We start from the raw sequence: 22,338 nt of genomic DNA on the forward strand, positions 1-22,338 counted from the left end.
AAAGGGTGCCCTCGTTACCCCGGGTGGCTCACCGGCGTTTTCGCCGCGTGCCTGCCGGGTGAGGCTGCGAGCGGTATTTCCCTTCATCAGGAGGTAGACCCATGCGCAAGCGCGCGATCCTGGCAGCGGCGGCCCTCGCCGCGGTCACCGTCATCGGCGGGGCCGGCTCCGCAATCGCCGGTCCCGATCCCGGCGCCTTCGCGAAGGGCGTGGTGGGGTACTCGCCCGGCGTCCTCAGCGGCAACCTCGTGCAAGTGCCGGTCCACGTTCCCATCAACGTTTGCGGCAACTCCGTGAATGTCATCGGCGCCTTCAACCCCGCCGTGGCCAACCGCTGCGCATAAGTCTGCCGGCGAAAGCCCCGTCGCGTGCCGAACGCGACGGGGCCTTCGCGCGTGCCGGGCTACGTCCCGAACACTCGCCGGGCTACGCCCCGACGCTCACCGTGAACCTGCGCGGATTGCCGTCGTGCGCCGCGCCGGACACATCCGGTTCCCCGTCCGGCCGGACGTCGTCGTACGGGAACGCGTACCCGATGGGGGAGTTCGCGTGCACCACCCGCGCCCAGTGGTTCGTCACCGCGTCCTTGTAGTAGTCCCCGGAGCCCGCCCCGTTCGGCTGCTCCGCGTGCGTCAGCATGATGCTCCGGTTGAACCCCGCCGCGAGCCGCGCGAGCAGCCCCTTCTTGTCGTCGGAGTCCGCGGGGTCATTGGTGAACGGCCCGTGGTTGCAGGTGAAGATGTCCTTCGACGTGGGCTTCGCGAAGGTGTGCCCGCCGTCGAAGGTCAGCGTGTCACCGCTCACCCGCCCGGTGAACACACCCCGGCCGCCCTGGAGGTCGATCTTGAGGTCGGTGCCGCGGTACTTCTCCCACACCTGGTCGATGTAGCTGTTCCACACGTCCCGGAACGGCATCTGGTCGGGCCGGTCGAAGTACGGGGCCATGAGGTTCTGCGGTGAGATGACGCGCAGTACGTCCCCGCCGTCGCCCCGGATCACCAGGTCGCCCCACGGCTGCCCGTCCTTCTCGCCCTGCGCGACGAGATCAGCCGCGATCTTGTCGACGGCCCCGTCGGGCAGCGGGGCGACGGTGTGCTTGGCGTCGCCCTCCAGGGTCAGGCCGATGGGCAGGGCCGTGACCAGGTCCACGTAGCTGATGTTGGCGTACAACTGCGTGCTGTTGAAGGTGAATTCGCAGAACGACCAGGTGCGCCCGTAGTTGGGGTCCTCCTTGGTCGCGAAGGCGGGCTCGACCAGGGACGGGCCCGGGTTGAGGAAGAAGTCCAGCTTGTCGTCCCGCACGAAGTAGACGCGGGCGCCGAACATTTGAGGCAGCGTCAGGACCTTCGGTGCGGAACCGGCCGCGCCCAGCGGGATGGAGCAGTCGACCGGGAGCGGCGTCTGCGGGGCCGACGGCGAGTCGGGCCGGTAGACACCGCCGTCCGGCTTGAGCAGCACCCAGCGGTCGGTGCCCTGCTCGTGGCCGGTGACGTAGGCGCGCACCTCGCCGGGCAACGACTTGTTCTGCAGGGCGAGTTCACAGGTGGCGGGCGCCGCCTTGGCGTCGGGGCTGAGGACGCTGCCCCAGGCGGGATAGGTCAGGGCTCCTGCGGCACCGGCTGCGGACGACAGGAATACGCGACGCGATATCACGGAGGATCTCCCGGAGTGTGGGGGTGTGGGGGGATGTCGTACGTGAAGGTGTGGGGGCGTGGGGTGCGGCCGGCCGTGCCGTGCGACCACTGTTGCGTCGGGGAAATCCGGCGTCAAGAGATGTGGCTGAGAGCGCTCTCAGAAATGTTGTTCCTTCACAAGATGGCGGTCGGCGTGCGGTGTCAGTGCCAGGTGCCAGACTCGGAGGAACGGAAGCGAGATGCGACAAAGGAGTCGATCATGCTTAGTACCCGTTTCCTCACGGGTGCCCCTGTGTGGGTGGACCTCGGCACTCCGGACCTGGAGCGCGCCAACGCCTTCTACCGCGCGCTCTTCGGCTGGGAGTTCCAGTCCGGCGGCGAGCAATTCGGCGGATACGGCATGTATCAGTCGGACGGAAAGACCGTGGCGGGCGCCATGACCGTCCCCGTCGACGAGGCCCCGCCGTCCTGGACGATCTACTTCAAGACGCCGGATGCCGACGCGGCGAGCAAGGCGGTCGAGCAGGCCGGCGGCAGCGTCAAGTACGAGGCCATGGACGTCGGCGACCTCGGCCGCATGGCGGTGTTCACCGACGCCCAGGGGGTCGGCTTCGCCGTCTGGCAGCCGGGCACGATCAAGGGCCTGGACCTCGTGGACGCGCCGAACAGCATGAACTGGACGGAGCTGTACACGCCGGACATCGCCGCGGCCGCCGCCTTCTACGGCACGGTCTTCGGCTGGGGCACCACCACCCAGTCCTTCCCCGGCGGTTCGTACACGATGATCCACCCCGCCGGCGGCACCGAGGACGACATGTTCGGCGGCCTGTGGCCGCTGGCCGACGCCCCGGAGGAAGCCGAGGGCGGGGCCTATTGGACTCCGTACTTCCAGGTGACCGACATCGACGCGGTGCTTGCCAAGGTCAAGCCCGCGGGCGGCGCGGTGCGGGTGCCGCGGATGGACCTGGCGGGCGTCGGCAGCTTCGCCAAGCTCGCCGATCCGTCCGGGGCGCGGTTCGCGCTGATGCAGCCGGAGGCGCCGAGCGCGGGCTGAGGGAGTCGGCCTTCCGGCGTCGCCCGCCACCGGGGGCGGCGCCGGGCAGGCCGGAGCCGTGGATCGGGCCTGCCCCGTGCATCACTTGAACCCGACTGAACCTGACGGGGGTTACGCCATGTTCCTGGCGGGCATGGAGGATTTCGCCACGTTCCACAACGGCCGAAACGCCTCGCCGCGCCGCGTTGATCGTTCGTTGATCGGTTGTTTCGCGCGCCCTGCCAGCATCATCGGCATGAAGATCGACATGACCACCGAGCCGGAACTCGCCTGGCAGGAGCAGGCGCTGTGTGCGCAGACGGGCTCCGACTTCTTCTTTCCCGAACCGGGCAGCTCCGTGCGCGAGGCGAAGTACATATGCCAGCTCTGCGAGATGCGCCCCGCCTGTCTCGAATACGCCCTCGCCCATGACGAGCGGTTCGGCGTCTGGGGCGGGCTCTCCGAGAAGGAGCGGCTCCACCTCAGGCGTACGTGATCATCTGACGCGTTCGCGACCTTCTCACGCGTACGTGACCGTGAACCTCCTCGTCCCCGCCGGTACGCGCACATCGTCGCCCGTGACCGTCAGATCACGGCCGTCCGCGGTCGCCGACCGCACCGAGCCGAACCGGCACGGATAGACATAGCGGACCCGCTCCGGTGACCGGGTGATGTCCACGGTGACCTTCCGCGCGCCCGCGTCATGGGTGAGGCGGTAGCCGAAGGGCGTGCCGAACAGGTTCGGGGCGTCGTCGACGGCCACCGATTCGCCGTCCGGCACCCAGTGCGGACGTACGCCCGGAGCGATGTACAGATGCGGGTCGCGGTCCTCGTCGGCCTCGAAGAAGAGGATGTCGCGGAGCAGCAGCAGATACTCGGCCGCCGCCCAGCCGTGCGGGATGTCCCCCATGTACCAGTGGCGGCCGGGGACTTCGCGGTAGTCGGACGCGATGGGGAACGCGTGCTGCTCGTTCCACGCGCCCAGCGCCACCGCACGCTCATCGGTCCGCGGCATGGACGCGCCCACGATCCAGCCGAGCAGCGCGTCCATCCGCGCCGCGTCGCCGGCCAGGAGGTAGGCGTGCGCCAACTGCGTCGTCAGGTAGGGGCCGTAGGTGTTCCATGCCGCCTCGTGCCGGTAGCCGCCGGTCACGAAATGGGCGTACATCGTGTCGAGCGTGTGGCGTGCCGCCCGGTCGATGTCCTCGCCCAGCTTGCTGCCCATGTGCAGCCGCAGCGGATGGAAGAACGCCGCCGTGCCGATCATCGTCGAGTCGAGCCGGCCGACGTCGGCGGGTCCGGTCGGTATGTACGTCTCCCAGGCGCCGCGCCGGCGCTGCTCCTCAAGGACCCAGCGCACCGACGCGGCCGTCGCGCGCTTCAAGTCGTCGAAGGCGCCCCAGAGTTCCGGCACGTCGGGCGAGCCGATGCGCTCCGCGAGCCGCGCCGCCTCGTACAGTCCGGCCAGGCCCCACAGGTCGTCCCAGTAGTGCGGCTTGTCGCGCTCGCCGAGGTGCTCGGCGCTCCAGCCGCTGTGCAGCAGGCCGTACTGGTCGCGGTTGTCCCGCAGCCAGCGGGCGCCGTCGATGACGTACGGCGTGTAGAGCTTCGCTCCGAAGGCGGCGGCCCGGCCGCGCGTGCGGTCGAAGCGGCCGATCGCCCACAGCGCCTGGCCGTTGCTGTCCCACTCGCGGTCGTCCTTCTCGTGCGGGCCGCCGTAGAAGCCGTACTCGGCGCACGGCCCGATCCGGCCCGTCCCGCGGTTGAACTTGAGCGGATAGTGCGTGCCCAACTGGTGCTCGGCCAGGGCCGAATCGCCCACCAGCGAGCATGCCGTGGCCTCGACGGACGAGTCGCGGATCCAGAAGGAGTCGTACACCGTCGGCCCGGGATGGATCTCGCCGTGGTCGGAGAGGATGAGCAGCTGCGAGCGGCACTGCCGGAACCGGTCCGTCAAGTGGGCGACGGGCGACGGTAGTTCGGGCTGCACTCCCTGTGACAGGAGCTTGTCCGTCCAGAAGTCGCGGTTGGCCTCTTCCAGGCGTGCGGCGGGAGTGGCCTTGATCTCGGCCAGATCGGCGGCCCCGCTGTAGAGATCGACGGGGAGACGGACGTCGAGCTCGAACAGTTCGTCGTCCGCGACCCGGTAGGGCCAGGCGAACGCCGCGCTGCACAGTCCCGCGATCTGGTCCTGGGCGCGCAGCGCGCCGTTCAGCTTGCCACCGTTGACCAGGTCGTGGAACGGGCTGTGCGTGAGGTAGGAGTCGGGGTCGTACGTGAAGTCCGGGTTGCCGTACACGCCGTACTGCTCCGGAGCCGTGTCGAACACCGGGCCCCACCCGCTGTTGGTCTCCACCCGCCCCTCGTCCGGCAGATGGCGCAGGAACGTCAGGCGCCGGTCGGTGATCTGCCGGCCGTTGCGGTCGTGCCGCTGGAAACCGCTCGGCCCGGCCGGCATGACCGCCGCGCACAGCCAGCCCTCGCGCGGCTGCCCGCTCGCGCTGCCCACCGTCAGACGGGTCACGACGAGATCGCGCTGCCGGGTGCCGACGGTGGTCGCGAAGGTCCGCTGCACGAATTCGGTGCCGTCGGCCGTGCGGAACGTCGTCAGGACCACCGGCAGATGCGGCGCCTCCATGCGCTGCCCGACCGTCCCGCCGCCCGTCAGCTGCGGCAGATGCAGGGCGCCGTTCGCCGGTTCGTAGAGGAAGAAGGAGAGACAGTACTTGTCGTAGACGGGCTCGATCTCGCCCGCCTGGCCGATCAGCGACTCCTGGCGGTGGTCCTTCACACCCACCATGTGCCAGTAGCGGTACAGGGCGTTGGAGGCGAAGGCCGCCTCCTTGGACTCGTACGTCCCCTGGTCGAAGTCGTCGCTCCAGCGCCGGAAGGCCGCCTGTGCCCACCACGGCACGGGATAGGGCATGCGTGCCCTGCCCGCCCAGCCGCGCCACATGACCTCGTAGAACATCCATTCATGGGTCTGCGCCATGGGTTCCACCCCCGCTGCCCACCGTTGCACCGCGGCGGGCGGCCGTAAATCCGTTCGGCACGGCGGTCCTCGCACGGTTACGATCCGGGGGCGCGGGCCAGGCGATCACCGCTGGTCCGGGCGTATGCGGGGTCCTGTAGAGCAGAGGCAGACTCGCCGCCACGGCATGGCGGATACGCCGGTTCGAATCCGGCCGGGACCACGGGCGAGCGGCACGGGCGGGGCGGGACGGATGAGTGAGAGCGGCGGGATCGGCGAGAGCGGTGGGATCAGCGAGAGCGGTGGGATCAGCGCGGCGGACCTCGCGGTCTTCCACGACATGGTCGGCAGGCTCCGCGAGCTGCCCGTCGACGACCCGGTGCGGCTGCGCGCCGAGCAGGTCGCCGCGTCCTTCGCCCGCGACGGACGGCTGCGCAGACGCAAGGCGCGCGGCGCCGAACTCTCCGCCGCCGACGCGGCCGTGATGGCCGCCACCGCCACCGGGGCCGACGGCCGCCGCGAGGACGCGCCGCTGGTCGCCGAGGCCTCGACGGGCGCGGTCGGTGCCTTCCGGCGGCCACGGCCCTGCTATGTCTGCAAGGCGTCGTATCGACAGGTCGACTCCTTCTACCACCGGCTCTGTCCCGACTGCGCCGCCGACAACCGTGCCCGGCGCGCGCTCACCACCGATCTGAGCGGGCGCCGCGTGCTGCTCACCGGGGGCCGCGTGAAGATCGGCTTCCAGCTGGCCCTGATGATGCTGCGCGACGGCGCCGAACTCCTGGTCACCAGCCGCTTCCCGCACGACACGGAGCGGCGCTTCCGCGCGGTGCCGGGCAGCGAGAAGTGGCTCGACCGGCTCACGGTGCTCGCCGTCGACCTGCGCGACCCGCGACAGGTCCTTGGCCTGTGCGAGGAGTTGCGGCAGGCCGGCGAGCCGCTGGACATCCTGGTCAACAACGCCGCGCAGACGGTCCGGCGGCCGCCGGAGTCGTACGCGGCGCTCACGGCGGGGGAGTCGGCGACACTGCCCGCCGGGGCGCTTGCGGCGCCCGGGTTCCGGCCGATGCGGGCGCTCGACGGCTCAGCGGCGCAGGGCGCCATCGCCCTGGTCCTTCGCGAGGCCGACGAGGCGGGGCTGCTGCCCGACCCCTCGCCGGAGAACTCCTGGTCGGCCCGGCTCGGCGACCTCGACCCCGCCGAGGTCCTGGAGACCCAGCTGGTCAACGCGCTCGCCCCGGCCCTGCTCTGCGACCGCCTGCTGCCCCTGCTCCTTGCCTCGCCACGGCCGCGTACGTACATCGTCAATGTCACGGCGGTCGAGGGCCGCTTCGCGGTGCGCAACAAGATGCCAGGACACCCGCACACGAACATGGCGAAGGCCGCCCTGAACATGCTCACCCGCACCAGCGCAGCCGAACTCGCCGAGCGCGGCGTGCACATGTGCGCCGTCGACACCGGCTGGATCACGGACGAGAACCCGGCGCCCAAGAAGGACCGCATCGCCGGCGCGGGCTTCCGCACGCCCCTCGACGTGGTGGACGGCGCGGCGCGGATCTACGACCCGATCGTGCGCGGCGAGGCGGGCGCACCCGTCTCCGGGGTCTTTCTCAAGGACTATCGGGAGGCGGAGTGGTGAACGACCCGGCGGCCGTGGGCCCGTTCGAGTTCGCGTTCGCGGGAGTTCCGCGCGTAGTGCCACGCCCCGCCGCCGAACTGGAGCCGCTGCTCGACTGGTTGCGGGGCGGCCGTCCGGCCGGCGAGCGCCTCGACTTCGCGGCCGGGACGGTACTTCCGGACGGGCGGCTCGACCTGTGTAAGCAGTCGCTCGGTGCGGAGGGCGTCGCGCTGGTCGCCGATGCGCTGCGGGGCGGCTCGGATGCCGAACGCGATACTGAACGGCCTCCTCCTGTACGTCACTTGCTGCTCGGCACCGACGGCCTGGGCGACGAGGGGGCGGCCGTCGCGGCGGCCACCGCGACCGGAGCCAAGGGGGTGCAGACCCTCTACCTCGGCTGCAACGGCATCACCGCGGGCGGCGCCTGCCGCATCGCGGATCAGCTGCGGGCCTCGCCGCAGGTGGTGACGGGCGTCTGGCTCAAGCGCAATCCGCTGGGTCCGCGGGGCGGCGCCGCGGCGACCGAACTGATCGAATCCGTAAGGACATTGCGCACGCTCGACCTCGTCCAGACGGGGCTCGACGCGGCCGGGACCGCCGTCCTCGCCGACGCGCTGCTCGCGGCGGCCGCCGCGGGGCGGCGCGTCGAACGGGTCTTCTTGGGTGGCAATCCGCTCGGCCCGGCGGGGGCCGCGCCGCTCGCCGAGCTGATCGCCCCGGGCGGGGTGCGTGAACTTTACGTATCGGCAGCGCAGTTGGGCGACGCGGGAGCGCTGCGGCTCGCGGAAGGTCTTGAGCGTGCGCCGTGGGGCGGGCTCGACCGCCTCGCCGTCGCCAGCAACGGCATCGGGCCACGCGCCGCCGCCCGCCTTGTCGCCGCCGCCGTGGCCGCCGGAGTCGAGCTGCTCGACCTCGGCCGGGTGCGCGCCGCGGGGGCGCTCGGCGCGGCGGACAACCGTGTCGACGACGCGGCCGCCACCGCCATCGCCGGAAGTCTCGCCGCGGGGGAGCACCGCCTGGCCCACCTGGTGCTCAGCCACACCGGGCTGCGCAGCCGGGAGGCGCACCGGCTTCTGGACGGCGCCGCGTTGGCGCTGACGCCTACGCGATTCGTCCTGGGCCAGGGTGTCGCGGCCAGCGTCAAGCGGCGGCTTGCGGCGTTCGCTGCGGAGATCGCCGTGCCGAGTGTCCCGGCGGACGTTGCCGCCGTACGCAGCGCGCATCGGTGAAGGCTTTGCTGGGCATGTGGTGATTTATTCTGCGGATCGGTGGGGGCTGGTCGCGCAGTTCCCCGCGCCCCTTACGGGGCCCGGAGCCCGGGGGATACGATCCCCCCAAGGGCGGGGTCGTAGCGCAGAGGCAGTCGCGGCGGTCTCCAAAACCGGAACACGCTGGTTCGAATCCAGCCGCCCCGCCCCCTCAGCTCTTCACCCCCGTCACCTCCGTACCTCCCCGTCACCTCCGCAATTCGCTGTCCCCGGGCCGGTCCCGCCAGGCAGAATCCGCGCATGGCCCCGCCCGAGAAGACCGCCGCCCGTTATCTGCTCTCCGACCTCGATCCGCTGCCGTATCCGCGCCGGATGCGCGAGATCGCCGAGAGCGCCCGGGACTTCGCGGCGCGCGGCGCGCTGCGGTCGGTCCTGGAGGAGCTGGAGTGCGGCGGGGCGTACGAGCGCGGAGTGGCCATCGTGCTCGCCTGTGCCAGCGGGGATGCCGAGTGGACCGGGGCGCGGCTCGCCGACCCCGACCCCTTCGTGCGCGGTCACGCGCTGCGGATCGCGGAGAGCCATGGGGTGCCGGACGCCGCCTTCGAGGCCGCGCTCGACGATGCCCCCGAAGCGGTGCGGCGGCAGTTGCTTCAGGCGATCGTCGCCGGGCGCCGCACCGCGCTCGCCGATCGCGTCATCGGCCCGCTGCGGCGCGCGTGGGGTGACACGGAGGCGGCCAGGCTGCTGCCCGGCTGCTCGGTCCCCGTGGTGGAACGGCTGATGCCGGAGCTCTTCCACGCCGTACGCGGGTGGCGGCCGCTGGCGAAGCGGCACGCGGGTGTGCTCATCGACGTGGCGGCACGCGAACTCGGCGCGCTGCCCGAGGCGTTGCGGGACGCCTGGTGGCAGCGGTACGCGGCAGGGATCGCGGCGGCCACGGACGCCGAGCCGGTCCGGGTGCTCGACCTGCTGGACCGGTTCGCACCCAGTGACTTTCCCGCTCAACTCCGGTCGTATATCGGCGTGTTCGCGGGCGTGGCTCCGGGGCGCGTGCTGGAGATGCTCGCCGGGACGTGGGGGTGGTCGCTGCGGCGCAGTGGTGAGCTCACGATGCCCGTGCTGCGCAAGCTCGCCCGTTCCGGTGCCCCCGAACTCCTCGCGTACGCCCGTGCCGTCGCCGACGACTCCGCCGACCTCTCCCGGCTGATCCTCGCCCACCCGCCGGGGGAGCGGGCCGCCGTGTACGCGCGGGCCGTAGAGGGGCGCGGCGCGGGGTTCACCACCGTCGACGGGGTTCTTCTCGGCGCGCTGCCCCGCAGTGCGGTCGCCGACGTGGCCCGGCGGATGGCCGAGCGGGCCAAGGAGCGTGGCGGGCAAGGGAGTTCCGTCCTGCTCGCCGAGTCCTTTCTGCCCTGCGCCGAGGTACGCGAGCGGCTCGTCGCGGCGACCCGGCGGTCGGCCGCGGAGGACCGCGCCGAGGCCTGGCCGCTGCTCGTCCGCAATGCCGCGCGCTCCGGGGAACGCGCCCAAGTCGCCGCCGTGCTCGAAGAGATGACGCGCCTCGCCAACGAGCAGGACCCGGTGCGCTCCGCCGCCCTGTCCGCGCTCGCCGAGACCCGCCCCGCACTCTTCGGCGCCGACGCCGAACCGTTTCTCGACCGGATCTGCGCCGACGCCGTCGCCGCCCGCGACTCCTCGTACGGCACCCGCGGCGCACTCAGCCGCCTCGCCGTCGCCGTGCTGCGCGAGCACGCGGCGGGCGGGGAGCGGGAGTTGGTGAACTGGGCGCTGCGCACCCTCGTCCGGATCTCCGGCAGCACCGGCGGCGCCGACCTCGGCCGCCTCGACCGCACACTGCGCCGCGGCCAGGAACGCCAGGTCTTCGAAGCGTTGCGCCCCTGGATCGAGGCGGGCGCCGAGAAGGCCGACTACAGCCTGGCCTTCGCGCTCGCCCGAGCCGTCGGCAAGCGCGCCGCGGGCCTGCCCGAACTCCAGGAACTCCTCTGGCAGGCCATCCGCTTCGGCGACAACGCGACCGTCTCGAAGGCGATCGCCCTGTGGCTTGAACCGGCCGCGACGCGCGACGAGCGCGTGGCGCGGGTGCTCGCGCAGGAGCCGTCGACGGGCGTGCTGACCCCCGTGTACTCACTGCTGTGCGCCCGCCGCACGGACCTGCTCGACCAACTCCTGTCCGGCACACCGCCGTACGGGCGGTTCCTGACCAAGGGCGCGGCGTGGACCGTACCGGCCTACGCCTGGCAGATACGCCGCTGGCTGCCGCGCCAACAGGACGCACTGGTACGGCAGTTGGCCCAAGCGGCGGGTGACGCGGGGCTGCCGAAGTGGACCCGCGCGGCGGCGATCGCGCGCGGTGCGTGCATGCCCGGCGCCGGGGAGGACCTCGTACGCCGCTGGACCGGATCGCCCGACACGGTGCTAGCCGAGGCGGCCCTCGGCGCGCTCGCCCACACCCAGCGGCCGGGGGACTCCCTGCCCGAGCTGCTCGCGCACGCAGGGGGCGAGCGGGCGCGCGTCGCCGTGTACGCGGCCACGCAGGCGTCACGCCACCTCGCACCGTCCCGCCTCGCGGCGCTGCTGCGGGAGGTCCTGTGCGGCGAGGGCAAGAAGGTGACGAGCCGCAAGGAGGCCGCGAGGCTCGCCGCCGTACGGCTGCCCGCGCCCGAGGCGGCGGCGCTGCTCGGCGATGCCTACGAGGCGCCGGGTGCCCACCGTGACGTACGGGCGGCGTGTGTCGCCTTCGCGGGCGGGCTCCTTGGCGAGGAGCGGGTCTGGGCGCTGCTGCGGGACGCCGCGGCGGGCGAGGCGGTGCTGCGGACGGCCGTGCTGCGGGTGCGGCCGCTCGATCTGGCGGAGGGACATCGGGAGCGGTACGCGCGTCTCGTACGTGAGGCGGTCGGCGCCGATGACGACGACGCGGCGGCCCTGGCGCTGTCGGCGCTGGCGCGGTGGGCCCCGTGGTCGCCGGACGCGGCCGCGGTCCTCGCGGAGGCGGTCGCGGATCTGTCCCGGCGGGCCACGTGGCGCGCGGCGGCGCGGGGGCTCGTGACGGCGGCGGCGATCGCTCCGCGCGGGGGAGAGGCGTTGTGCGGGGCGCTTGCGGCGCTGGCGGAGGCGGCGCCCGCTTCGACTCCGGGCCGGGATCTGCCCGCCCGTCGGCGGATCGAGTATCTGGCGCAGACGCTGGCAGAGGAAGGCGGGACCTATGGGATTCCCGCTCTGGCCGCGGGTGACGTGCTCGCCGGGTACGCGGACTACGTGTCACAGGCCGCGGAGATCCTTGCGGCGGCGATGGATGTCGACGTGGAGCCCGGTGCGGCGCTGCTGCGCCTTGCCCGACTGCACGAGGGGCGGCCGGTGCTCGCGATGCAGACCGCGATCGCCCTCCGGACGCGCTTCGCGGACACGGAGCACACGAGGGAGGCTCTGTTGCTGCCCGTGGCGCACCGCCTCGCGGAGGAAGGCGGCCATGCGGAGGGGTTCTTCGCCCTGGCGATCACGGATGCGCTCGGCGAGCGCACGAACTGGCCCGCGCCTTGGCGGGACCTGCTCGTGTCCCTGCGGCTCCATCCGGTCCCGGACGTCCGGGACGCGGCTCTGACGGTGTGCACGGCGGAGGAATGACCCGCCGTGCACACCGGCGGCCGCGCCTACTTCCCCCGCGCAGCCATCCGCGCCTTACGCGCAGCCAGCTTCTCGTCGAACTTGGCGGCCTCGGTGTCGAGCCCGTTCATGTACAGGCCGAGCTCTTCCTGCGCCTTGAGACCCTCGGGGCCGAGCCCGTCGATGTCCAGGACCTTCAGGTAGCGAAGGACGGGCTGGATCACGTCGTCGTGGTGGATCCGCATGTTGTAGATCTCGCCGATCGCCATCTGCGCGGCGGCCCGCTCGAAGCCGGGCATGCCGTGTCCGGGCATACGGAAGTTGACCACGACGTCGCGCACGGACTGCATGGTGAGGTCGGGGGCGATCTCGAAGGCCGCGCCCAGGAGGTTGCGGTAGAAGACCATGTGCAGGTTCTCGTCGGTGGCGATGCGCGCCAGCATCCGGTCGCAGACCGGGTCGCCCGACTGGTGGCCGGTGTTGCGGTGCGAGACGCGGGTCGCGAGCTCCTGGAAGGCGACGTACGCGACCGAGTGCAGCATCGAGTGGCGGTTGTCGGACTCGAAGCCCTCGGCCATGTGCGCCATGCGGAACTGCTCGAGCTTGTCCGGGTCCACGGCGCGCGAGGCAAGCAGGTAGTCGCGCATCACGATGCCGTGCCGGCCCTCCTCGGCGGTCCAGCGGTGCACCCAGGTGCCCCAGGCGCCGTCGCGGCCGAAGAGGGTGGCGATCTCGTGGTGATAGCTGGGGAGGTTGTCCTCGGTCAGGAGGTTGACGACCAGGGCGACCTTGCCGATGTCGGTGACCTTGGACTGCTCGGGCTCCCAGGCCTCGCCGTCCTCGAAGTAGCCGGGGAAGTTCCGGGCGTCCGAGAACGGGACGTACTCGTGCGGCATCCAGTCCTTGGCCACCTTCAGGTGGCGGTTGAGCTCCTTCTCGACCACTTCTTCCAGGGCGAACAGCAACCGGGCGTCGGTCCAGTCGTCCGTGCTGCCGAGGTGGGGAGAGGTGATCGTCACGGGGGCTCCAGGGGGACGGGAGATTTTTCGGATAACGGGCTACAGGGGGTTACCAGGTCGCACGAGCGGGTGCTACCTACCTACGGTGTCGTAGGTTACGTTGCCGTAGGTTAAGCCCTCCGTAAAGTGCCTGAGAAAGCGGGGCCCACCGGCCCCGATCGCCACATCCGCCCCAGTACTGGTCAGGCGTACAGCTCGCGGAGCCGCACTGAGAGGCATGTCACACAGCCTTCGAGCTTCTCGAACTCGCTGATGTCCACCACGACGGGTTCGAACCCGAGATCCGTGAACAGCTCCGCGGTCTTCGGCGCGCTCGCCGCCATCAGCAGCTTCGAACCGCCGAGCAGCACCACGTGCGCCCCCGACTCCTCCGGCACGGGCAGGAAGCGCGGGAAGAGCGAAGGGGTGTCCACCAGCGGCGGATGGCCGACGACCGTGCCGTCGGGCAGCGCCGTCACGGCGGACTTCAGGTGCAGGACCTTGCTGACGGGTACGGCGACGACGCGCGCGCCGAGCGGCTCGAAGGCCGCCCGCAGCTGCCGTACGCCCGCGGCGTTCGTGCGCCCGCCCCGTCCGACGTAGATCGTGTCGCCGATCTTGAGGATGTCGCCGCCGTCGAGCGTCCCGGGCTCCCACACCCAGTTCACCGAGGCGCCGAGCCGGGCCACCGCCTCCTCGACCCCGGCCGTCTCGCCGCGCCGCGACTCGGCGCCGGGCCTGGCGATCAGCGCCACATTGCGGAAGACCACGACCGCGTCCTCGACGAAGACCGCGTCCGGGCAGTCGTCGGCGGGCTCCACCTCGAGCGTCTCCCAGCCGTGCGCCCGCAGCGCTTCGGCGTAGGCCTCCCACTGCTCGAGGGCGAGGTCCGCGTCGACCGGCGTCCGTTCGATGTGCGTGACCAGGCCTTCGGCGAGGCGCGGGCTGGGGCGGCGGATCAGCGCTTTCTTGCTGGGCACGGGGCGTTCTCCGTAGTGCGGCGGCGGGGGCGCCCGGCCCGGCGGGGTGCCGGGCCGGGGTGTTGCCGCACATCATGCAGCGCGCGAGGGCTCCAGGCCCAGGTCTCGCCGCAGATGGGCGGCGGTGAAGGACCCTTCCGTGCCGATCAGCTGCTGCGGTGTCCCCTCGAAGACGACGCGGCCGCCGTGCTTGCCGCCGTCAGGGCCGAGGTCGATCACCCAGTCCGCGTGCTTGACGACCTCCAGGTTGTGCTCGACGACGAGCACCGTGTTCCCCGCGTCGACAAGCCGGTCGAGGAGGGCGAGCAGCCCGCCCACGTCCGCCATGTGAAGGCCGGTCGTCGGCTCGTCGAGGACGTACGTCGTGCCGGTGCGGTGCAGCTGTGTCGCCAGCTTGATGCGCTGCCGCTCGCCGCCCGAGAGCGTGCTCAGGGGCTGCCCCAGCGTCAGGTAGGTGAGCCCGACGTCCCGCAGGGCGCGCAGCCGGCGGCGTACCGCCTTGTCGTCGACGGCGGCGAGAAAGTCGAGAGCGCGCTCGGCCGTCATCTCCAGGACGTCGACGATGGAGCGGCCGTCCACGGTGAGCCGCAGCACCTCTTCCTTGAAGCGCCGCCCCTCGCACGCCTCACAGGTCGTGGTCACCGGATCCATGAACGCCAGATCGCTGTAGATGATCCCGCGCCCCTGACAACTCTCGCACGCTCCCGCGGAGTTGAAGCTGAAGAGCCCCGCATCCTGGCCGGTCTTGCGGGCGAACAGCTTGCGCAGCGAGTCCATGATCCCGAGATACGTCGCCGGGGTCGACCGGCCCGAGATGCCGATGCCCGACTGGTCGACGACCACGGCGTCCGGATGCTCGTCGACGAACGCCCGCGACACGAGCGTGCTCTTGCCGGAGCCCGCGACACCGGTCACCGCCGTGAGCACCCCGGTCGGCACGCGCACGCTGACATCCTTGAGATTGTGCAGGTCGGCGCCCTTGACCCAGCGCCCGCCGACCGCCTCGCGCGGGCTCTCCTTGACGCCTGTGGAGCGCCGAAGGAACCGGCCGGTGAGCGTGTCCGCGTGCCGCAGCTCGTCCGGTGTCCCCTCGAAGACGACCAGGCCGCCTCCGGCGCCCGCGTCAGGACCCATGTCGACGACATGGTCGGCGACGGCGATCACGTCGGGGTCGTGCTCGACGACCAGGACGGTGTTCCCCTTGTCGCGAAGCCGCAGCAGCAGATCGTTGAGACGGCCCACGTCGCGCGGGTGCAGGCCGACACTGGGCTCGTCGAAGATGTACGTCATGCCGGTGAGGCTGGAGCCGAGATGCCGCACCATCTTCAGGCGCTGCCCCTCGCCGCCGGAGAGCGTGGACGTCTCGCGCCCGAGGCTGAGATAGCCGAGGCCGATCGCCTCGATCCGCTCGAGCGCCGCCACGGCTGCTCCCGCGATGGGGCCCGCCACCGGGTCGTCGATCCGCTCCAGGGCGGCGATGAGGTCGGTGACCTCCATGCGCGAGCACTCGGCGATGTTCCTGCCGTCGATCCGCGTCGCGAGCGCCGCCGCGTTGAGCCGCGCCCCGTGGCAGGCGTCGCACTCGCCCTCGACGAGGAAACGCTGCACCAGGTCACGGGTCTTCTGGGAGAGCGCGGAGAGGTCGCGGTTGAGATAGAGCCGCTCGAAGCGGTCGGCGAGACCTTCGTAGTCGATGTCCCGTGTGCCGCCGGTGTTGTTGACGTTGACCTTGCCGCCGTTCCTGTCGCCGCGCATCAGGAACTGCCGCTCGGCGGCGGTGAATTGACCCACCGGCTTGTGCGTGTCGAGGTCGGGTGTGTTGGTGTACGTCTGGCCCTGCCAGGTCCCCACGGCGAACGGCGGGAAGAGGATCGCGCCGTCCGCGATGGACTTGGCGGGGTCCAGGATGCGGTCGTAGTCGGGCCGCACGGTCCTGCCGAGGCCGTGGCACTCGGGGCACATGCCCGAGGGGTCGTTGAACGAGTACGCCGTGGCAGGTCCGGCGCTCGGTGTGCCGTGCCGCGAGAACAGCACGCGCATCACCGAGTAGATGTCCGTCATGGTGCCCACCGTCGAGCGGGAGTGGCCGCCGATGGGCTTCTGGTCGACGACGATCGCGGGCGAGAGATCCTCGATGGTCTCCGCGTGCGGCCGCTCGTACTTGGGCAGCCGGTTGCGGATGAACCACGTGAAGGTCTCGTTCAGCTGGCGCTGTGACTCGACCGCGATCGTGTCGAAGACGACCGACGACTTTCCCGACCCCGAGACTCCGGTGAAGACCGTGAGCCGGCCCTTCGGGATGCGCAGGCTCACCTCCTTGAGGTTGTTCTCACGGGCTCCCCTGATGGTGATGTATTGGTGCATGCACGCGAAGCTAGCCGGGATACCCGACAGCCTCTGTCGTGATTTCTTTCATTTCGCCGTCGAGGAGCAGCCAGCGTGTGATGCCGATCGACTCCAGGAACGGCATGTCGTGACTGGCCACGATCAGCGCTCCCTCGTACGACTCCAGGGCCGTGGCCAGCTGCTTCACGCTCGCCATGTCGAGGTTGTTCGTCGGCTCGTCGAGCATCAGGAGCTGCGGCGCGGGTTCCGCGAGCAACAGCGCCGCGAGCGCCGCCCGGAACCGTTCGCCGCCCGACAGGGTCGCCGCCGGCTGGTCGGCCCGCGCCCCCTTGAACAGGAAGCGGGCGAGGCGCGCCCGGATCCGGTTATTGGTGGCGTCGGGCGCGAACCGTGCCACGTTCTCGGCGACGGTCAGCTCCTCGTCGAGCACATCGAGCCGCTGCGGCAGGAAGCGCATCGGGACGTGCGCCAGCGCCTCCCCCTCCTCGGCGGCCAGCTCCCCCGCGATGGTCCGCAGCAGGGTCGTCTTGCCCGCGCCGTTGCGGCCGACCAGCGCGACCCGCTCGGGCCCGCGCAGCTCGAACTCGCCCGCCACGCGCGCTCCATAACGCAGCGTCAGATTGCTGAGACCGAGTACGGTGCGGCCCGGCGGGACCGCGGTGTGCGGCAGGTCGACACGGATCTCGTCGTCGTCACGCACCGCCTCCACGGCATCGTCAAGACGCTCCTTGGCCTCGGAGAGTTTCTCCTCGTGCATGATGCGGTGCTTGCCCGCGGACACCTGCGCCGCGCGCTTGCGCTCGCCCATGACGATCTTCGGCTCGCGCTTCTGGTCCCACATCTTCTGGCCGTACCGCTTGCGCCGGGCCAACTTGACCTGAGCGTCGGCCAGTTCACGCTTCTGCTTCTTCAGGTCCGACTCGGCGACGCGCACCATGCGCTCCGCCGCTTCCTGTTCGGTGGCAAGGGCCTCCTCGTATGCGGTGAAATTGCCGCCGTACCACTTCACTTCGCCGTCCCTGAGGTCGGCGATCTGGTCGACCAGGTCGAGGAGTTCACGGTCGTGGCTGACCACGACGAGCACTCCGGACCAGGCCTCGACGGCCTCGTAAAGGCGCCGGCGGGCGTACAGATCAAGGTTGTTGGTGGGTTCGTCGAGGAGCAGCACGTCGGGGCGGCGCAGCAGCAGCGCGGCAAGACGCAGTAGCACCGACTCGCCGCCCGACACCTCACCCGTGGTGCGGTCGAGGCCGATGTGGCCAAGGCCCAGCTGGTCGAGGGTCGCGATCGCGCGCTCCTCGACGTCCCAGTCGTCTCCGACCGCGGTGAAGTGCTCATCGGCGACGTCGCCCGCCTCGATGGCGTGCAGCGCGGCACGCGTCCCGGCGATGCCGAGTACGTCGTCGACGCGCAGTCCGGTGTCGAGGGTGACGTTCTGCGGCAGATAGCCGATGTCGCCCGCGACCCGGATGACGCCGTCGCCCGGCGTCAGCTCACCGGCGATCAGCTTCAACAGGGTTGATTTTCCGGACCCGTTGACGCCGATGAGGCCGGTCCTGCCGGGGCCGAAGGCCACCTGGAGCCCGTCGAAGACCGAGGTGCCGTCCGGCCAGGTGAAGTCGAGCGACGTGCAGGTGATGGAGGTGGGGTGAGTAGACATACAGGCCTCGCGGTTGCGTGAGATGAAGCGCGGTCAAGGGGCAACGCGTTTCGGGACACCGCGGGGTGCGACAGACAGAGGCGGAGACGGAGGCGTCAGCGCGGGGGCATGAGAAAAGGCCCTGCGCCGGGGACGGCTCGAACGCCGAGGTCGCACGCTACGCACACAGCCGAGCTGTGTGACGCGGTGACTCCAGACCTCAGACGAGCAACGTCCTTCTCCTATCGGCGACAACAGAACCGTTCTACAACGTACGAGGGGATCGCTCGGCTGTCAACGAATTACAACGGACCACGGCGACGTACATGTCGGATTCTCGCCAGCCCCGGTCCACGGAACGCTGGTTGAGTGGTCCGCATGACGACGACGAACCTCCGTGACAGCGCTCTGAAGTTCCGCTCCCTGCACACCGCCGGACGGCCGCTCGTGCTGCCGAACGCGTGGGACGCGGCGAGTGCCCGCATCGTCGAGGCCGCGGGCGCCACGGCCGTCGCCACGACCAGTGCCGGGGTCGCGTGGGACCTCGGGGCCGCGGACGGCGACCACCTCGGCAGGGACCGCGCGCTCGGCGCGGTCGCCCGGATCGCGGCGGCGGTCGGGGTGCCGGTGACCGCGGACATCGAAAGCGGCTACGCGCAGGATCTTGCGGGCGTCGCCGACACCGTGCGCGCGGTGCTCGCGGCGGGCGCCGTGGGCGTGAACATCGAGGACGCCCTGTACGACGGTGACGCACCGCTGCGTCCGGTCGCCGAGCAGGCGGAGCGCATCGCCGCGGTCCGTGCGGCGGCCGACTCCGCGGGCGTGCCGCTCTTCGTGAACGCCCGCATCGACACGTATCTGCGCGGCGTGGGCGCGCGTGCCGACCGCGTCGGTCTGACCCTGGAGCGGGCGGCCGCCTTCCTCGCCGCGGGAGCGGACGGGATCTTCGTCCCGGGGGCGGTCGATCCGGCGACGGTCAAGGTGCTCGTGGAGGGCGTGGCGGGGCCGCTCAATGTGATGGCGGGCCCGGGTGCGCCGTCGGTCGCGGAATTCGCCGGGCTCGGGGTCGCGCGGATCAGCGTGGGCGCCGGCATCGCGCAGGCCGCGCACGCCGTCGTGCGCAGGGCCGCGCGGGAGCTGCTCGCCGAGGGGACGTACGAGTCGCTCGCGGGCGGGCTCGACTACGGGGAGCTGAACGGGCTGCTCGGCTCCTGAGGGCGGGGCGGCCGGGGCTGTGGCGTCAGCAGGCGTCCCGCATCAGTTCGGCGAGGTCCTGGTCCAGGTCGACGTGCAGATGCTCGTCGCCCGCGGGGACCAGGGCCATGGTGCGGTGCAGGAAGCGGCGCAGATCGCCGGAGCGGATGTGGACGATCGCGGTGCCCTCGGGGGCGTGGAACTCCAGGACGGTGCGGTCGAATCCGTAGGGGCGCACCCGGACGTCGCCGTCCCCCACCGCGTTCTCCGTGCCCTGGGTGAGCAGTTCACGGGCGAAGGTCCAGTAGACCTCGACGCCCTCGAGGGTCGCCGGGGCGGGGAAGCTCATGTGGACGGCGAACGGGTCGCGCGGGTCGTAGTGGAGCTTCGCGGGGATGGTCGGCATCCGCGGTGCGGCGGCTACCAGGCGGGCCTCTACGGCTTGCTCGATGCGGTTGGACAACGCCTGCTCCCTCACTCACAGCTGGACGACTGGGGTCGGCACTGAGATAGACGTCGGAATGGAGGAATCCGTGCACGCGAACACCGAGTGACCTCGGTCACCGCCCTCTATTCACTCTTTTCACGGGATTCCCGGAAGGATCCGGGTGTTCCAGGGGCCCCGGCGGGACAGGGAGGCCATCTGGACGGGGCCGGGGGAGTGGGCTAGTTTCGCGCGCCATGAGGGGTATGGGGAATTCGAGGCGGACGATGCGGGCGGGGCAGACGGGGGCGGCGCAGTCGCTGGGCCGTGTGGTGTCGGTGGGACTGTGCGGGGCGGCGTTCGCGGCGACGCTACTCGCGGAGCCCGGGTCGGCGCAGGCGGCTCCGACGGCTGACGCGCCGGCGCCGACCGCGCAGCGCGGCGGCTGGGACGTGAAGGACAGCGGAACCGACGCCCGCTTCCGTGGCCTCGCCGCCGTCGGCCGCGACACCGCCTGGGCGGCCGGTTCCAAGGGCACGGTCCTGCGCACCACGGACGGCGGCGCGAGCTGGCGCGACGTCTCCCCGCCCGGCGCCGCCGAGCTGGAGTTCCGCGACATCGAGGCGTTCGACGGCCGCCGCGCGGTGGTCCTCGCCATCGGTGAGGGCGAGGCGTCGCGGGTCTTCCGCACCGCGGACGGCGGCGCGACCTGGACCGAGTCGTTCCGCAACACCGACCCCAAGGCCTTCTACGACTGCATGACCTTCTTCGACCGGCGCCACGGCCTTGCGATGAGCGATCCGGTCGACGGCAAGTACCGCATCCTGTCCACCGGCGACGGCGGCCGCTCCTGGAAGGTGCTGCCCAGCGACGGGATGCCCGCGGCCCAGGAGGGCGAGGCGGGCTTCGCGGCGAGCGGCCAGTGCCTGGTGAGTTCGGGCCCCCGCGACGTGTGGCTGGCCACCGGCGGCGCGCCGCGCGCGCGTGTCCTGCACTCCGCCGACCGCGGCCGCACCTGGCAGGCCACCGACGCGCCGATCCCCGCGGGCGACCCGGCCCGCGGCGTCTTCGGCCTCGCCTTCCGCGACCGTACGCACGGCATCGCGGTCGGCGGCGACTACCGCGCCGGCCGGCCCTCTCCGAAGGCGGCGGCCACGACCGGCGACGGCGGCCGCACCTGGACCCCGTCCGCGCAGCCCCCGCCCGCCTACCGCTCGGGCGTCGCCTGGCTGCCGGGGAGCCGCACCACGGCCCTGGCCGTCGGCCCGACCGGCACCGACGTCTCCGCGGACGGCGGGCGCAGCTGGCGTACCGTCGACACGGGGTCGTACGACACGGTGGATTGCGCCCGGGACCGGTCCTGTTGGGCGTCCGGCGAGAAGGGCCGCATCGCCCGCTGGGAGCGGGACCAGAAGCCCGAAGCGGGGCAGAACTAGGGCAACTGCTGGCGGTACGGGGCGAGTTCCGGGGCGGTCTTCGTCGCGATGAACTCCGTGATCCGGTACTCGCAGACCTCCGCGACGACGAAGGGGTCGCTCGCCGCGATCTTCTCGATCGTCGCGCGGTCGTCGGCGACGGCGAGGATCACGCCGCCGTCGCGCGGGTTCTTGCGCCCGGAGGCGATGAAGACGCCCTGGGCGTACAGCTGGTCGAGCCAGGTGACATGGGCCTCCATCTCCTGGTCGACGGCGGAGACGGGCGCGGTGTAGGTCAACTCGAGAACGAACATGATCGCGAGGCTACCGCTGTGAGCCGCAATACGTAGTCCCCGCTGGGCCGTTCGCTTTCTTCCGAATGCGTAGCAAGTGTTAACGAATCACTGACGTACGCAGCGGAACCGGCTCGACGCGATGCGTAGTCGACTCATATGCTGACCGCTCCTCCGGCCGCTCCCGTGGGTTGACCACAGGGTGAGCGGCGGGCCCATTTCTGCCGGGAGTTCACTTTGCTGCACAAGAAGACCGCCCTTCGCTTTGCCGCGCCCGTGGCCGTTCTGGCCCTCGCGCTGACCGCCTGCGGGGGCGGCGACGACGAGAAGTCCTCGTCGGGCAAGTCGAAGGACAAGCCGGCCGCGGCCGACAAGGCCAAGGCGAAGCCGGAGTCGGGCGGCGAGCTCGGCACCGGCGAGAGCGCCACCGGCAAGGTGAAGGAGGGCGACGCCCCCGTCACGTACGAGATCACCGCGCAGAAGGTCGACGTGGGCACGGAGGCCGACACCAAGAAGCTGGTCGGCGACCCCAAGAAGGCCAAGGGCCTGGTCCCCGCCGTCGCCCATGTGAAGTTCACGCACAAGTCGGGCGCGGCCCTCAAGGAGACCCCGGACGCCAACGACGAAACCAGGATCCTCGCGGACGGCCGGCCCGGAACGCTCCTCATCGGCGCCTCGGAGGATGCTCCGGGCTGCGAGGACGCCTACTCCCTCAAGGGCTGGAAGCAGGGTGAGAGCCACGTCCTGTGCGAGACCTACCTGATTCCCAAGGACGCCAAGGACCTCGAGGTCCAGTGGTCGGAGGAGGACGGCGAGCCGTTCATCTGGAAGTTCGCCGCTACGAAGTGAGCTGACACCGTACGAAGTGATGCACGGCTGGGACGGCCGGGGGTACGAGCGGTTCCTCGCGCCCGGCGCACGGGACTTCGCGCGGTGGCGGCAGGACAGTGTGGTCAACCACGTA

At 71.3% G+C, this 22,338-nt stretch carries 17 protein-coding genes and 2 tRNA genes; 11 read left to right on the forward strand and 8 right to left on the reverse strand.

Annotated elements, in window-relative coordinates:
* Positions 1-101: 101 nt before the first annotated feature.
* Positions 102-344, forward strand: coding sequence for a chaplin (locus AB0G47_RS39260; RefSeq protein WP_360780362.1), 243 nt, complete (start codon positions 102-104; stop codon positions 342-344).
* 82 nt (positions 345-426) lie between these two features.
* Here the strand turns inward: AB0G47_RS39260 and AB0G47_RS39265 are convergent, their stop codons facing one another.
* Entirely contained in the window at positions 427-1,653 is a 1,227-nt protein-coding gene (locus AB0G47_RS39265) for a glycoside hydrolase family 64 protein (RefSeq protein ID WP_360780365.1), read from the reverse strand.
* A 240-nt stretch (positions 1,654-1,893) separates the two neighbouring features.
* Here AB0G47_RS39265 and AB0G47_RS39270 point away from each other — a divergent pair, with 240 nt between their 5' ends.
* Together AB0G47_RS39270 and AB0G47_RS39275 are read left to right on the forward strand one after the other, a co-directional pair.
* Positions 1,894-2,688, forward strand: coding sequence for a VOC family protein (locus tag AB0G47_RS39270; protein WP_360780368.1), 795 nt, complete (start codon positions 1,894-1,896; stop codon positions 2,686-2,688).
* 235 nt (positions 2,689-2,923) lie between these two features.
* Positions 2,924-3,163, forward strand: coding sequence for a WhiB family transcriptional regulator (locus AB0G47_RS39275; protein WP_266872361.1), 240 nt, complete (start codon positions 2,924-2,926; stop codon positions 3,161-3,163).
* A 24-nt stretch (positions 3,164-3,187) separates the two neighbouring features.
* Here AB0G47_RS39275 and AB0G47_RS39280 read toward each other — a convergent pair whose 3' ends face one another.
* Positions 3,188-5,659 carry a hypothetical protein gene (locus tag AB0G47_RS39280; RefSeq protein ID WP_360780371.1) on the reverse strand — a complete coding sequence of 824 codons (2,472 nt, stop codon included), beginning with the start codon at positions 5,657-5,659 and terminating at the stop codon, positions 3,188-3,190.
* A 130-nt stretch (positions 5,660-5,789) separates the two neighbouring features.
* On the opposite strand from AB0G47_RS39280, the gene AB0G47_RS39285 reads away from it, so the two are divergent.
* The 5 genes from AB0G47_RS39285 to AB0G47_RS39305 all read left to right on the forward strand — a co-directional run bounded on the left by AB0G47_RS39285 (position 5,790) and on the right by AB0G47_RS39305 (position 12,106).
* A tRNA-Ala gene (locus tag AB0G47_RS39285) sits at positions 5,790-5,861 on the forward strand.
* 66 nt (positions 5,862-5,927) lie between these two features.
* A complete protein-coding gene (locus tag AB0G47_RS39290) occupies positions 5,928-7,277 on the forward strand; it encodes an SDR family oxidoreductase (protein ID WP_360780411.1) in 1,350 nt (449 codons plus the stop codon).
* Positions 7,271-8,485, forward strand: a complete 1,215-nt coding sequence (locus tag AB0G47_RS39295; RefSeq protein ID WP_360780374.1) for a ribonuclease inhibitor — start codon at positions 7,271-7,273, stop codon at positions 8,483-8,485. The genes AB0G47_RS39290 and AB0G47_RS39295 overlap by 7 nt, the downstream gene beginning before the upstream one ends.
* Positions 8,486-8,596: 111 nt before the next feature.
* Positions 8,597-8,672, forward strand: a tRNA-Trp gene (locus tag AB0G47_RS39300).
* Between the two features lie 92 nt (positions 8,673-8,764).
* Positions 8,765-12,106, forward strand: coding sequence for a hypothetical protein (locus AB0G47_RS39305; RefSeq protein WP_360780376.1), 3,342 nt, complete (start codon positions 8,765-8,767; stop codon positions 12,104-12,106).
* A gap of 26 nt (positions 12,107-12,132) precedes the next feature.
* On the opposite strand, the gene AB0G47_RS39310 is transcribed toward AB0G47_RS39305, so the two are convergent.
* From AB0G47_RS39310 to AB0G47_RS39325, 4 genes are all read right to left on the reverse strand, one after another.
* Positions 12,133-13,104: an acyl-ACP desaturase gene (locus tag AB0G47_RS39310; protein WP_135333005.1), complete on the reverse strand. Its 972-nt coding sequence runs from the start codon at positions 13,102-13,104 to the stop codon at positions 12,133-12,135.
* 182 nt (positions 13,105-13,286) lie between these two features.
* Entirely contained in the window at positions 13,287-14,063 is a 777-nt protein-coding gene (gene ddaH, locus AB0G47_RS39315) for a dimethylargininase (protein ID WP_360780379.1), read from the reverse strand.
* A 72-nt stretch (positions 14,064-14,135) separates the two neighbouring features.
* Entirely contained in the window at positions 14,136-16,427 is a 2,292-nt protein-coding gene (locus AB0G47_RS39320) for an excinuclease ABC subunit UvrA (RefSeq protein ID WP_360780382.1), read from the reverse strand.
* A 10-nt stretch (positions 16,428-16,437) separates the two neighbouring features.
* Positions 16,438-18,069 carry an ABC-F family ATP-binding cassette domain-containing protein gene (locus AB0G47_RS39325; protein WP_360780385.1) on the reverse strand — a complete coding sequence of 544 codons (1,632 nt, stop codon included), beginning with the start codon at positions 18,067-18,069 and terminating at the stop codon, positions 16,438-16,440.
* A 357-nt stretch (positions 18,070-18,426) separates the two neighbouring features.
* On the opposite strand from AB0G47_RS39325, the gene AB0G47_RS39330 reads away from it, so the two are divergent.
* Complete coding sequence (locus AB0G47_RS39330) at positions 18,427-19,263, forward strand: isocitrate lyase/phosphoenolpyruvate mutase family protein (protein ID WP_360780388.1); 837 nt, start codon at positions 18,427-18,429, stop codon at positions 19,261-19,263.
* 25 nt (positions 19,264-19,288) lie between these two features.
* Here AB0G47_RS39330 and AB0G47_RS39335 read toward each other — a convergent pair whose 3' ends face one another.
* Positions 19,289-19,705: an SsgA family sporulation/cell division regulator gene (locus AB0G47_RS39335; RefSeq protein WP_360780391.1), complete on the reverse strand. Its 417-nt coding sequence runs from the start codon at positions 19,703-19,705 to the stop codon at positions 19,289-19,291.
* Positions 19,706-19,923: 218 nt separating this feature from the next.
* Here AB0G47_RS39335 and AB0G47_RS39340 point away from each other — a divergent pair, with 218 nt between their 5' ends.
* Complete coding sequence (locus AB0G47_RS39340) at positions 19,924-21,102, forward strand: oxidoreductase (protein ID WP_360780394.1); 1,179 nt, start codon at positions 19,924-19,926, stop codon at positions 21,100-21,102.
* On the opposite strand, the gene AB0G47_RS39345 is transcribed toward AB0G47_RS39340, so the two are convergent.
* Positions 21,099-21,395, reverse strand: coding sequence for a YciI family protein (locus tag AB0G47_RS39345; RefSeq protein ID WP_360780397.1), 297 nt, complete (start codon positions 21,393-21,395; stop codon positions 21,099-21,101). The two genes, AB0G47_RS39340 and AB0G47_RS39345, sit on opposite strands and share 4 nt — an antisense overlap.
* 216 nt (positions 21,396-21,611) lie before the next feature.
* Here AB0G47_RS39345 and AB0G47_RS39350 point away from each other — a divergent pair, with 216 nt between their 5' ends.
* Positions 21,612-22,223 carry a hypothetical protein gene (locus tag AB0G47_RS39350; RefSeq protein WP_360780400.1) on the forward strand — a complete coding sequence of 204 codons (612 nt, stop codon included), beginning with the start codon at positions 21,612-21,614 and terminating at the stop codon, positions 22,221-22,223.
* Positions 22,224-22,338 lie beyond the last annotated feature (115 nt).

Origin of the sequence: Streptomyces sp. NPDC021622, from assembly GCF_040640795.1 — a bacterium.
In the GTDB taxonomy this organism is placed as follows: domain Bacteria; phylum Actinomycetota; class Actinomycetes; order Streptomycetales; family Streptomycetaceae; genus Streptomyces.

Coding starts and splice junctions, on each gene's coding strand:
- AB0G47_RS39330 (WP_360780388.1), top strand. CDS start 18,427: ATGACGACGACGAACCTCCGTGACAGCGCTCTGAAGTTCCGCTCCCTG.
- AB0G47_RS39280 (WP_360780371.1), bottom strand. CDS start 5,659: ATGGCGCAGACCCATGAATGGATGTTCTACGAGGTCATGTGGCGCGGC.
- AB0G47_RS39270 (WP_360780368.1), top strand. CDS start 1,894: ATGCTTAGTACCCGTTTCCTCACGGGTGCCCCTGTGTGGGTGGACCTC.
- AB0G47_RS39340 (WP_360780394.1), top strand. CDS start 19,924: ATGAGGGGTATGGGGAATTCGAGGCGGACGATGCGGGCGGGGCAGACG.
- AB0G47_RS39305 (WP_360780376.1), top strand. CDS start 8,765: ATGGCCCCGCCCGAGAAGACCGCCGCCCGTTATCTGCTCTCCGACCTC.
- AB0G47_RS39345 (WP_360780397.1), bottom strand. CDS start 21,395: ATGTTCGTTCTCGAGTTGACCTACACCGCGCCCGTCTCCGCCGTCGAC.
- AB0G47_RS39275 (WP_266872361.1), top strand. CDS start 2,924: ATGAAGATCGACATGACCACCGAGCCGGAACTCGCCTGGCAGGAGCAG.
- AB0G47_RS39320 (WP_360780382.1), bottom strand. CDS start 16,427: ATGCACCAATACATCACCATCAGGGGAGCCCGTGAGAACAACCTCAAG.
- AB0G47_RS39260 (WP_360780362.1), top strand. CDS start 102: ATGCGCAAGCGCGCGATCCTGGCAGCGGCGGCCCTCGCCGCGGTCACC.
- AB0G47_RS39325 (WP_360780385.1), bottom strand. CDS start 18,069: ATGTCTACTCACCCCACCTCCATCACCTGCACGTCGCTCGACTTCACC.